At 42.3% G+C, this 12,132-nt stretch carries 13 protein-coding genes; 6 read left to right on the forward strand and 7 right to left on the reverse strand.

Annotation, left to right across the window (positions count from 1 at the left end; all coding sequences use genetic code 11):
- Positions 1 to 145 precede the first annotated feature (145 nt).
- A complete protein-coding gene (locus AC0J5Y_RS07460) occupies positions 146 to 1,270 on the reverse strand; it encodes an MFS transporter (protein WP_475132123.1) in 1,125 nt (374 codons plus the stop codon).
- Between the two features lie 793 nt (positions 1,271 to 2,063).
- Here AC0J5Y_RS07460 and AC0J5Y_RS07465 point away from each other — a divergent pair.
- Together AC0J5Y_RS07465 and AC0J5Y_RS07470 are read left to right on the forward strand one after the other, a co-directional pair.
- The gene (locus AC0J5Y_RS07465) at positions 2,064 to 2,486 is read left to right on the forward strand and encodes a tetratricopeptide repeat protein (RefSeq protein ID WP_475130125.1); all 423 of its coding nucleotides are present in this window, start codon (positions 2,064 to 2,066) and stop codon (positions 2,484 to 2,486) included.
- 199 nt (positions 2,487 to 2,685) lie between these two features.
- The gene (locus AC0J5Y_RS07470; RefSeq protein WP_475130126.1) at positions 2,686 to 3,432 is read left to right on the forward strand and encodes a hypothetical protein; all 747 of its coding nucleotides are present in this window, start codon (positions 2,686 to 2,688) and stop codon (positions 3,430 to 3,432) included.
- 28 nt (positions 3,433 to 3,460) lie between these two features.
- On the opposite strand, the gene AC0J5Y_RS07475 is transcribed toward AC0J5Y_RS07470, so the two are convergent.
- Both AC0J5Y_RS07475 and AC0J5Y_RS07480 read right to left on the reverse strand, forming a co-directional pair.
- Entirely contained in the window at positions 3,461 to 3,610 is a 150-nt protein-coding gene (locus tag AC0J5Y_RS07475) for a hypothetical protein (protein ID WP_475130127.1), read from the reverse strand.
- A gap of 171 nt (positions 3,611 to 3,781) precedes the next feature.
- A complete protein-coding gene (locus AC0J5Y_RS07480) occupies positions 3,782 to 4,330 on the reverse strand; it encodes an Rrf2 family transcriptional regulator (RefSeq protein ID WP_475130128.1) in 549 nt (182 codons plus the stop codon).
- Between the two features lie 330 nt (positions 4,331 to 4,660).
- Here AC0J5Y_RS07480 and ychF point away from each other — a divergent pair, with 330 nt between their 5' ends.
- From ychF to AC0J5Y_RS07500, 4 genes are all read left to right on the forward strand, one after another.
- Positions 4,661 to 5,752, forward strand: a complete 1,092-nt coding sequence (ychF, locus tag AC0J5Y_RS07485) for a redox-regulated ATPase YchF (protein ID WP_475130130.1) — start codon at positions 4,661 to 4,663, stop codon at positions 5,750 to 5,752.
- Between the two features lie 135 nt (positions 5,753 to 5,887).
- Positions 5,888 to 6,454, forward strand: coding sequence for a hypothetical protein (locus AC0J5Y_RS07490; protein ID WP_475130131.1), 567 nt, complete (start codon positions 5,888 to 5,890; stop codon positions 6,452 to 6,454).
- A 266-nt stretch (positions 6,455 to 6,720) separates the two neighbouring features.
- Positions 6,721 to 8,127 carry a deoxyguanosinetriphosphate triphosphohydrolase gene (locus AC0J5Y_RS07495; protein WP_475130132.1) on the forward strand — a complete coding sequence of 469 codons (1,407 nt, stop codon included), beginning with the start codon at positions 6,721 to 6,723 and terminating at the stop codon, positions 8,125 to 8,127.
- 82 nt (positions 8,128 to 8,209) lie between these two features.
- Positions 8,210 to 8,890 carry a TetR family transcriptional regulator gene (locus AC0J5Y_RS07500; RefSeq protein WP_475130133.1) on the forward strand — a complete coding sequence of 227 codons (681 nt, stop codon included), beginning with the start codon at positions 8,210 to 8,212 and terminating at the stop codon, positions 8,888 to 8,890.
- Positions 8,891 to 8,939: 49 nt separating this feature from the next.
- Here the strand turns inward: AC0J5Y_RS07500 and gspK are convergent, their stop codons facing one another.
- From gspK to AC0J5Y_RS07520, 4 genes are read right to left on the reverse strand one after another with little or no spacing between them, the layout of a single operon-like run.
- Positions 8,940 to 10,013 (reverse strand): type II secretion system minor pseudopilin GspK, encoded by a 1,074-nt coding sequence (gene gspK / locus AC0J5Y_RS07505; protein WP_475130135.1) that lies wholly within the window; start codon positions 10,011 to 10,013, stop codon positions 8,940 to 8,942.
- Positions 10,014 to 10,016: 3 nt separating this feature from the next.
- The gene (gene gspJ / locus AC0J5Y_RS07510) at positions 10,017 to 10,880 is read right to left on the reverse strand and encodes a type II secretion system minor pseudopilin GspJ (RefSeq protein WP_475130136.1); all 864 of its coding nucleotides are present in this window, start codon (positions 10,878 to 10,880) and stop codon (positions 10,017 to 10,019) included.
- Positions 10,877 to 11,356 carry a type II secretion system minor pseudopilin GspI gene (gene gspI, locus AC0J5Y_RS07515; RefSeq protein WP_475130137.1) on the reverse strand — a complete coding sequence of 160 codons (480 nt, stop codon included), beginning with the start codon at positions 11,354 to 11,356 and terminating at the stop codon, positions 10,877 to 10,879. Before gspI ends, gspJ begins: the two co-directional genes overlap by 4 nt.
- A gap of 6 nt (positions 11,357 to 11,362) precedes the next feature.
- Complete coding sequence (locus tag AC0J5Y_RS07520) at positions 11,363 to 12,052, reverse strand: prepilin-type N-terminal cleavage/methylation domain-containing protein (RefSeq protein WP_475130138.1); 690 nt, start codon at positions 12,050 to 12,052, stop codon at positions 11,363 to 11,365.
- Positions 12,053 to 12,132 lie beyond the last annotated feature (80 nt).

Genomic DNA, 12,132 nt, shown 5'->3' on the forward strand with positions numbered 1-12,132 from the left:
TAAGAAAAAACCACCCCTATGTAAAGGCATGACACGTAAGTGGCATAATACTCATTGTTCTAAAATAATCGTTTCTCAACTGCTTAGCTTGTGATAGCTTATTTTATCTCTTATGTTGGTTTGTCTCGTGTTAGCTTGTCTGGCATTAAGCAGGACGCGGTTTTGTTTTTATCATGCCAAAACTTGCGACCAAAAGTGCCAATACTTGTACAAATAATAATAGCCAAACGGTTAATGACCATTGTCCACGTGCATAAACGATACCGCACAGCCATGCGCCCATCGTGCCGCCCGCATAATAAGCCATATAATATAAACCTGAGGCTAATGAACGACCTTTTTTAACATTGACGGCGACATAGCTAATGGTTGCCGCTTGGGTAACAAAAACGCCTGACGACATAATGACAAGCCCAATAATAATGCCCCATAATGGCGTGACCAGCGTTAATAACACACCAAGCATCGAAAAAATCACTGCCACTCGAACGGTGCGTGCTGCCCCAAATCGTCGTAATAATGTCGTCGATAATGGCGTGATAATCACTCCGATTAAATACACCGCAAAAATATTGGCAAGCGCGCCAGTGCTAAGCTCATAAGGCGTCCCAGCAAGATGTAGATTGATAAAAGTAAAGCAACCAACGAGCGAAAAAAGCACACAAGCACCGAGCAAACATGCGGTTACCACATAACGATTGGTCAAATGCTCACCAAGCGTCTGCATCGCTGAGCGAAAATTTGGATTGGCCACAAAATGCCGCGACGATGGCAACATCTTGCCAACCCATAGTGCACCGATAAGCGTCATCGCTGCCATCACATAATAGCCTGCACGCCAGCCAATATATTCATGCAAATGCCCCAGTAAGAACCGCCCCATAAAGCCGCCAAGTACCGAGCCTGAGACATAGAATGACATCAGCTCTGTGACAGCTCGCCCCTCGAACTCCTCACCGATATAGGCAATGGTCACAACCGTAATGCCTGGGACAGACAATCCTTGCATAAAGCGCCACATACCGAGCCAGCCAATACTAGGACTTTGAGCGATTAAAGCAGTAGGTATCGCTAAAAACAACAATGCCCCAACGATAAAAGACTTGCGCCCAAGCGCATCAGACAGCATCCCTAAAAACGGTGACATAATGGCAATCGCCATCACTGTTGCGCCAACAACCATCCCTACCTGCACTTCAGTCGCTGAAAAATCTACCATCAATACTGGCAATACCGCTTGAATAGAATACACCTGCAAAAAGGCGAACATCCCAATCAGACCAATAGTTAACTTCAGCACCCATGAAGGCGAATCAAAAGGTATCTTTGTCGTGTTATTATTTATATGATTATTCAAAAGAGTACTGACTATAAAAAGGCTCATTTAGCTTAGGCTAATTGGGCGTGGATAATAGAAATACGGCAATAGTACACAAAATATCTACTCTAATAACTGTAAGAATCATGACCTAACATCAAAAAAAATTAATGAAGGCAATTTTAATCACAGTATGTTCCATGAAAGTCTTATTCACTAAAGCAGCTGAGTTCCAAAGCCAATAATTCTCAAAGAGGTTAAGTTGCATTTTATCACAGCACCTAACAAACACAGGTTGCGCTATGTTACAAAACAACATTCAACACCATAATGGCAGTAGCCTGCAAATATAAGCCTATAACTATAGTCGGTGAAAAGTAATATCGATACAACACGTACTGCTGGTGCAAATTTTTCTTGCTTGCTGTGCCTACGCAGACAGAGGCTGCAAAAAATTTACACCAGCAATACTGTAGCGACTTTAAAGTATTTCAACTATATAAAAACGGCTTATAAAGTGCTCAATAATAAACCGTGGATAAACTCAATCGTCTCTTGAGTCAGCGCAGGTAGGGTGCTATTTTACAGTCCCTTGCAATGTATGGCGTTCAGCAGTAACACAAATGATGTTAAAATGACGATTTGTCCGTATTTTACCTACAGTATTGCCCGTAATTTCAGCCATATGTTGCCTACCACTACTTTACCTAAGACACTATGCTTAATTTTAAAAAGGATGTAAGTCATGATTAACACCAAAATATACAAGTCCGTTTATACCTTGGCTGAAAAGCTACTAGAGGCCGATAGAAAAGGACATCAAGAAGCCTTTAATTGGCTATATAGCGAGTTAAAAGCGATTTGTGTCGATAATGAAAATACCGATAAAGACCATCCAGAGCAATGGGAAACGCTAGCGGACTTCACTGCAGAGTTAGATGAAGCGTTGGTCATTTATGATAAGGCGCTTGAAAAAGCCAAAGCCATCAATTCAAAAGACCATCTGTCATCCATTGCGTTTTCTATGGCAGTTATCCAAGTTGAATTGGAGCAAAAAGAAGCTGCAATTACCAGCCTGCAGAACGCAAAAATTACTGCCAATAAAATCGAAGATAAAGAGTTTAAAGTGGAAATAGATGAATTACTTACCAAATTGTTAGCAGAATAAACAACTCCAACTTTCGATCCGGTGCCAACACAATATCAAATCAATACATTTCTACATTCGTATATTGATACACATCCTGCTATCTTTTTTATGGCAAATTTTGTATATCTATACATAGGTATAGGCATAAGCTTTTATATATCAGCAGCCTTATAACCACTAAAATAGTTAAGAAAATAAACCATAAGGACCAGTATTAATGAGCGATAAAATCATAGATTTGGGCGCAGGATTTTGGAACATTCGTGGTACTTTTCGTTTAGGCGGTGTACTGAATATCGGTACACAGTGCTCATTGGTTAAGCTTGCCTCTGGACGATTTGTTTTTTTAGACAGCTACACCTTGAATGATGACATGCGAGCGCAAGTGATGGCACTGACTAATAATGGACAAGATGTCGAAGCGGTACTTAATTTGCATCCCTTTCACACTGTCCATTGCGCGCAAATGGCAACAGACTTTCCGCAAGCGACTTTTTATGGCAGTAGTCGGCATCATAAAAAAGTGCCTGAAGTAAAGTGGGCAGAAGATTTGGTCGAAAGTGATGCCGTCGCTGAGCGTTATCCTGAGTTGAATTTTTCATTGTCACAAGGAGTTTACTATATTGCACCTAATGAGATGATTCATGCAGGCTCGCTGCTGGCATTCCATCCTGCTAGTAAAAGCTTACACGTCGATGATACTTTTATGAGTCCGCCGACAAAGCTATTAGAAGCGGTGTTACCTGAATTATTGCTACATCCAACGACCAAAAAAGCACTGAAAAATGAGCCAAATGCCGGCAAAGAGTATTGTGATTGGGCAAGCAACTTGGCACATGAGTGGCGTGATGTACGCAATTTTTGCGCAGCACATTCTTATTTGGTCAAATTTAAAGATGATGAGTTTGAAAAAGCATTATTAAAAGCGATTGCAAAAGCACGACCTAAGCTTGAAAACGCGTAATTGTTGATTGTATAAACGATAAGAAAGGCTACCAAAATGGGAATTCTTTTTTATCGCGAAACCCTGTTTCTAACGTCGGGATAACTTGTATGGCACTGTCTTGAGTGGCGTTGCTAACCGTATCTAAACTTGAGCAACCTGTTAATAACATAACTGCCATAACAGCTGACGCGCTCATTTTGCAAACGCATTTTATGATATGACTCTTTAATAATTTTGAAGTTAATTTAGATAATTCTCACTAGAATGACATAACATTAATAATAATTTCACAATGATTGCTAAGTAGATGACAACATCCTGTCTTGTTTAAATTGCCTCTCAAAAGCGAGGAAATATGTTATGACAATTATGATAACAATGCTGCAAGCTCATCCTTATTCTCGATAATGTCTGCCAATGTATAACGTTCAAGCACGGCAATAAATGCTCTCAACGCTTCAGCAAGCACCTGTTTTAGCTGACAGACCGGACTGATAATACAGCCTGAAGCTATGTGACTTACAGTTTCATCAATCAGTTTTAACGACATATCATTGGCGCTAGCGTTCTTGTCTTTATCACTTATTACAGCACTATTAATATCAGCGATTGAGCTCTCCAATGAGTTTGTAGAAAAGCACTCAACCAAAGCAAAATCCGGCTCTATTTGTTTAATCAACTCACCCAAATTAATGTCTTTCGGCGCGTGCGCTAAGCGAATACCGCCATTCTTACCGCGCACACTATCGATATAACCAAGCTGTCCGAGCTGCTGGATAATCTTGGTCAAATGACTTTTAGATATATGATAGCTATTGGCAATATCACTGATATTTGCCAACAGCGTCGGCTCGGGCTTAGTCGCCAAATATATTAACGAGCGCAGTGCATAATCACTGTAATTGGTCAATCGCACCTTAAAGTGCTCCTATTTTTAATGGTTTATTCATTTATTCTAAGGGCTGTGCCAGATAAGTAAAGTGACCTAGAACCGCTTTATAAAAAGAAATGGATTGAATATGAAATAACGCCCTAAGCTTATCGAATCAGTTATTATTCGTTTTGGCAAAAACAGTAAAAATCTACTGTTTTTAACGACTTAGACTATTGATTTATGAAAATTCACTTAACCATTATAACAACCTCACCCATATTCGGTGAAATTTGCTACAATACGCCCAATTTTAATTTACTATTTTACTAAGTCTTATATCAACTGATTTTATCAATATATTGAGAGCATGTTATGGGTTTTAATTGTGGCATCGTCGGTCTACCAAACGTGGGTAAATCTACCCTGTTTAACGCCTTGACCAAAGCGGGTATCGCCGCTGAAAACTTTCCATTTTGTACCAAAGATCCCAATACGGGTATCGTTCCAGTGCCTGACCCACGCCTAAAGAAACTGGCTGATATCGTTAACCCTGAGCGCGTGCTACCAACGACGATGGAATTTGTTGATATCGCAGGTTTGGTCGCTGGCGCGTCAAAAGGCGAAGGCATGGGCAATCAATTCTTAGCCAATATTCGTGAGACCGATGCGATTGCGCACGTGGTACGCTGTTTTGATGATGACAACGTCGTACACGTTGATGGTCGCGTTAGCCCGATTGATGATATTGAAACCATTAATACTGAATTGGCATTGGCCGATTTAGAAGCCGTTGAGCGTGCTATTTTTAACTTAACCAAAAAAGCCAAGGGCGGTGATAAAGACGCTGGCGCCATGCTTGATATCTTCAAAAAAATCGAGCCACTATTGGCAGAAGGTCAAGCCGCACGCGCTGCCAATCTTGATGCTGATGAGAAAAAACTCATTAGAAGCTATGGTTTGATTACTCTAAAGCCTACCATGTATATCGCTAACGTCTCTGAGGACGGCTTTGAGAATAATCCTTACTTAGATGCCGTACGCAACTATGCCACTAGCGAAGATTCTATCGTTATTGCATTGTGTAACCAAATCGAATCTGAAATTGCCCAGCTTGATGAAGATGATAAAAAAGACTTCTTGGCTGAAATGGACATGCTCGAGGCCGGTCTTGACCAAGTGATTCGTGGTGGTTATGATTTGCTTGATATGCAGACTTACTTTACCGCTGGTGTCAAAGAAGTACGTGCTTGGACCGTCGCTGTTGGTGCTACCGCCCCTCAAGCCGCTGGTGTGATTCATACAGATTTTGAGCGCGGCTTTATTCGTGCTGAAGTGATTGCTTATGACGACTTTATCGAACATAACGGCGAAAAAGGTGCTGCTGCTGCCGGTAAATCACGCTTAGAAGGCAAGACTTATATCGTACAAGATGGCGATGTGATGCACTTTAGATTCAACGTATAATATATTTTGTCTCAAATGTAAAAACCAATGTAGCGCAATCTATGTTGGTTTTTTTTATGGTTTATATGTTATATTATAACGTAACAAATTAGCAACTTCTATTCACCTACTTTTATATCTGTAAAGGCATTTCCCATGATAGCGCTTACCTCTACTCACTCTAAAATTGCTCTACTTTGCATTGCTGTTCTATTGGCAGGCGCAGGCTGCGAACAAAAATCCGAGTCTTCGCAAACGCCTAACGAAGCCGCAACGATAGATGAAGCCCATACTGAGCATGAAGGTCACGATCATGAAACACATGAAGAAGGACATGAGCACGAAATACATGAAAAAGGGCATGATGACGAGCATGATCATGCAGGACATCATCATGATGCGGCAGACATAACCACTTATACTTGCCAGCCTGAACAAACCATTGAAGCTCACTACGACCCTGAAGATAGTGCAGAGCCTGCCACCAGCGCCCATTTATTGATCGATGGGGTTGAGTACGATTTGACCGCAATGAGTCTTTCTCAAAATAACAGTGCTGGCACTGTATATGAGACCGATATTGGTATCTCGAATGATGCCGGTATGAGATGGCAGTTAAATGCTGACGCCACCAAAGCCGTATTGAGTCATAAAACGTTGAATGGCAGTGTCGCTGCAGAGGCGGAAACCGTGTTGTTTGATTGCCAAAAAGCAGCAAAATAAGACTTACTAATAAACACATGGTAAAGCCACTATAAAATAAATACCGTGCTACCAGCATGAATTTTACGTAGCCTTTATCTGCGCAGGCACAGCAAGTAAAATTTGTGCTGGTAGCGCGTTTAAATTTATATAATTAAACCATCAAAAGGTTTCGTTGACTGACCAAAAAACAGCCAACGACAACAGATGAACCGACGCGACTATTTTGTTATGCTAAGAAGCAACATAACGAATACTGTCAGCTCATCATTGGGATAATTATAATAATGTCTAACCATCACTCATTTTCATCTGCCACAACACAATGGTCGCACCTGCTTAGCGCCCAGCGACTTGGTTCAACCAAAAAACCCAAAGCGGGCGAAACCACCCGCTCACATTTTCATAAAGATTACGACAGACTGGTTTTTTCTCACTCTTTTCGCCAGCTCAATCAAAAGACCCAAGTTCACCCATTGACCAATCAGCTCGGCATTCATACCCGTTTGACCCATTCACTTGAAGTCTCTTGTATCGGACGCTCTTTAGGTATGATGGCGGCAGAAAAACTGCATGACCAATTAAGCAGCGGTCTTCCTGCCGGCGTCTCGCCTGCTGACGTTGGCGTCATTGTACAAGCAGCCTGTCTTGCTCACGATATCGGCAACCCGCCCTTTGGTCATGCGGGAGAATATGCCATTCGTGATTGGTTTCGGCAACCTAGTCCTCATGCCATTTTGCAAAACCTAAGCACAAATGAGCAATTGGATCTGTTGGCATACGAAGGCAATGCACAAGGATTTCGCCTCTTGGTGCGCAACGAGCATCATCCTGATAAAGATGGCATGCGGCTGACTTGTGCCACACTGGGCGCTTTTATGAAGTACCCTTGGCTTGCCACTCACAGTAACGATGTCCATAACCCCAACATGGCCAGTAACGTGCAAAAATTCGGCTGTTTTAATAGCGAGTCAGCACAGTTAGAAGTCTTGGCAGCAACGCTACACTTACCTCGCTCAGAGCAGCACGACGGCTTTGCCCGTCATCCGCTGGCGTATTTGCTAGAAGCGGCTGATGATATTTGTTACGCCTTGATTGATTTAGAAGATGGCATCAATTTGAATATGCTCACCTATACCGATGTGGCCAGCATTTTTTATGAGTTAATCGGCGAACGTCTGAGCAGTATTCAACTACCCGCCCATATGTCGGTCAGACAAAGTTTGGCTTCATTACGTGCACGTGCCATGATGCGTCTGGTCAATACCGTGACCGATGCCTTTGTCGATAATAATAATGCTTTGCTGGCTGGCAAGCTGCACGGCAGTTTGTTCGATCATTGTGAAGCAAGCGTGCAAAATGGCATCCATCAAGCCAAACAGCTGGCACGTGAGCAGATATTCAATCACCCAAGTAAAGTGCGCATGGAGCTAATGGCCAATCAATGTCTGCATCGCCTGTTGGATGCTTTTATGCCGTTAGCTTGGACAAATCAGACAAGCACACCGATGTGCTTTGAACAACAGCGTTTGCTCATGTTGCTAAAGCCACATCTTGATGAGCATCATCGTGTTTTAACAGATAATATTTATCAAAATATGCTCAATGTCTTAGACTTTATAACGGGCATGAACGACCATGAAGCTTATCGACTGGCTCAAGAGCTACAAGGACATTGGGGGACTGTTGTTTAAAAGCGACATTTAAGCGTATTTCATTCGTATTTTTGCAATGAAATGAGTATGATAGACATCTATCAGTTAATTTTGAAATATTATGAGCAGTCGCGAACAAAAAAAACTTCAAACTCGGCACGCCTTTTTTAATGCAGTGCTCGATTTATGTATGACAGGACAGTCTTTTAGCTCTATTAGCCTCAGACAAGTTACGCGTGAGGTAGGGGTTGTGCCGACCGCATTTTATCGCCATTTTGATGATATGGAATCGCTCGGTCGTGCTTTGGTGATTGAAGAGTTAGGTGGTACCTTAGCCGCTTTGAGTGAGAGTTTGCATATTGGACGTAAACGCAGCTTTGAGCGTCAAATCGCCAAAAGTATTCAGCTATTCTTGCATATGGTCAGTGAGCAACCCTACTATTGGCAGTTTTTGGTCAGTGAGCGCTATGGTGGCTCGGACGCCGTCCGTAAAGCCATCAATGAGCTTATCAAACAGCATGGGGGAAGCTTAGCAGACGATTTGGCTCTGCAGCCTGCTTTTACACACATTAATACTTATGATCGTAGACTGCTGGCTGAAGCTGGGGTCAATATGTTTTTTTCTTGGATTATTGATTGGCTAGAGCTGACTTATACTGAAGATCATGATGATGAAGTCGACTTGGCTGAAATTGAACAGCGAAAGCAACTGATGCTACATAATTGTACGCGCCAAGCACAGATGTTGTTTTATGGCGCTTATAATTGGAAATCTACTGAAGAAACTCATTTAAGTGATTAATAAGACATCTATTTGATTGTTTTTGATGATTATCGTTTAATGATAACAATCAAAAATTCGGTCGAAATGCCCAAAGTCGTTGCGTCACCACGCGAACTTCTTTGGGCTTTTTATTATTGATATTGGTATTATTGACACTATCGTTAGTATTGCTACTGCTATTTTCCGTAACATTAATAGCAGTCTTGCTAATCATGATGGTTGCATAGCGTTCTCTTGCCTGACCCACATTTGCATTATCCGTAGCAGTGATCAGTGCCGTAAAAGCTTGGCTATCAACCGCTAGGAGTGGCGCCAGTGCTTTTCGTTGCTTCTCAGTTAAACTACCTAATATTGGCAGCTGCCATATCTCATCAATAGACTCGAATACTTGATTTTCCCGCAGGTCAACGATGGTTTGCATCTGCTGGCTAGTCGCGCTGTCGATCAGAGCAGCAAGTATCACCGGACTGGCTGTATTGATATTAATAGGTAAATAGTGCGGCACTACTGCGATATAAGGTCGTAGCACTGCCAATACTTCCGCATTGATGCCTTTCACATTTTGCAGCTGATCGATATTGACCAATCGTTGATTGGGTAAATCGCTATCCGCTGAGCTATTAGACTGCTGGTTATAAACCGTACTTTCATCGCCGCCATCTTGATAAACCTCACTGTCTGCATCTTGATAGTCAAGAATAGCAATAGCAATATCTGGCGCCAAATTTAATTGAGTTAATAGCCGTTGCAATACTGCCAAAGCATTACTATCGACTGCACCATTTTGATATAAATTATTGATATTAAAGCGACTGGCTTCTTCACGTATTTCAATGCCAATACTATGTGTGCCCAAGGTATAAGGGGGTACAGGCTTTGCCCAGATATCTTGCGTACTATCAGTGTCATTGAGATTGGCATCGGCACGAATCATCGTAACCGCTAGTTGCTGACCGGCATCGATATCTTGTAAGAGCTGGTTTTGATCAAACAACAAACCGCTGCGTCTAATCGCAATTTTTTGGCTGGCAAGCATCGCCCCTGCAACCACTGTAATACTAACCACTAATAACAAAATAGTAAGCAGCGCGACACCACGCTGAGAGTCGGATTTCATGGGCATAATTGGCATGCTTGGCATATATTAAATTCCATTCCCTGAATTATTATCTACATTGCCATTAGCTGCATCATTGTTACTTGCGCCGTTGCCGTTGCCGTTGCCGTTGCCGTTGCCGTTGCCGTTGCCGTTGCCGTTAGAATTATCAGAATTATTATTTTTATTGGCACTATTATTTGGTATCGGCTGCAGAGCAAGTGCCCATTGCCAAGTGATCGGCATATCTTGATAAGTGAAAGTGATGGCAACTCCTTTTGGTAGCAACACACTCTCAGACTGAGCAGTAGTTGACACCGTCCCTTGTCCAAATTGGCTGTTCAAGCTGACATCGTTACTATTACTACCTTCACTGGGAAACTTTGTACTCATTTCTGGCAAATATGCTTGCCATTGCCCTGCTGTCACGCCTTCAAGCAAGACACTATCCAAACTGATGCTATCACTACCTCCACCTATACTGGCATATTGACGACGAATCAAACGCTCATCGACAAAAATATATTCGACATGCTGCCTACTAGGACTGATTTGATATCGAGGATCAGGATCAGCAAAGCGGACAAAGCTAATACGCGCACTATCCAAACTCATAAAAGGTTCAGGCATCGGCTGTAGGGCATTTTCTTGATTGCTATTATTTGCATTATCAATATTTGAAGCACTGGCACTTTGAGTATTTACTGCTTGATAAGGAATAATTTGCCCCATATCTTGTTGTAGCTGTAGATAAGCATATTGCAAAACGGCTAAATTATCTGCATGAAATTGGGCACGTTCTCGAGCACGATTGACGCTATCAAACACCTGCCAGCCTGCCACTGCTAGCATCGCAAATATTGCCATGGCGACCATCAGCTCAAGTAAGGTAAACCCATGCTGCGATTTCACAGACTACCTCCATTTGGGTTTGAGCCGGTCAAGTCCAAATTACTTATATCTTGCTTTGAGTTGCTCAGTATCACATCGATATCATTGACTGCGGTACGCGTTTGTCCATCTATGATAGGTGCAACGGCGATATTCACCTCTTTTAATACCGGCGTTATACCCTCACTCACAGTCATCGTAATCTGCCAGTCGCGACCTTGAGCAGTGATTGTCTGGGTACTATTAGCCGTCAGCCATGTGCCTTGAATACGCAAATCAGCAGCAGCATTCTGGGCAACAAAATGCGCAAGCGTACGTGTCCGTAATACATCTACCGAGCTCAAATAAGCGCTACTAGCACGGCTTGCAGCAACAGCCACGACCGCCAAAATCGCTAAGGCAACCATCACCTCAATCAAGGTAAATCCGTTCTCATGCTCTGACAGGATTGGCTTTCGGTTCATATTATTAGGTTTGGCTCTGTCATTATTTATCATCGGTTATTACCCTTGACCTATCGACCCTATCGATATGTTGCCATCTGGCATAATCGTAATGACCTCACCTACCAGACGCGAATTATGGCGCACTTCAATGGTCACCGGTGCTGCTTGCCCTGTGCCAAACCATAATACTTGCGGCACTGTTTGATCTGTAAACCAAGGTTGCAGTGCTTGTGATTGTCCTCTATTTGACATATTACCAGCATCTAGACTTTGTATGGCTAAACTCACCCCAGTAGGCAACTCAGGCAAAGTAACTTCGGACTCCATATCCCAGCTCGGTGTTGGTAACTTGTCTTCAATCCCACTAGACATATTGGATAAATCGGCAGATAGCTCCATTGAATTTTTAGGCGTACTGTCTCCTCTAGAAGACACCGAGGTTTCAGTTTGATAAGCCACATAAGGATTAGATAGAGTAACAATCACAGGAGTGATTTGACCCTGCTTATCCGCTTGTAGTCTCAAACCCATCGGCTGCATACGTTCAGCTGATAACAGTCGAACATAACTCAATGAATCCAGCAGATGCTCATAAAAAGCACGATTTTTACGCGATTCACTACTACCTACTGATAAGCTCATCATGCCAGCGAATATAGACAAAATAACCACGACGACGATGATTTCAACCAGTGTAAAGCCAGCTTGGGTATGATGATGTTTCATTGGTGATGAGAGTTTTGACATACAAAAGTCATCTTGAATGGCGTCATTCTGTTAAAAATGACTTTATATTGAGTCAGATATAAGACAGAGAAAGGATTGAC

This window comes from Psychrobacter sp. TS_SC_6 (genome assembly GCF_056156305.1).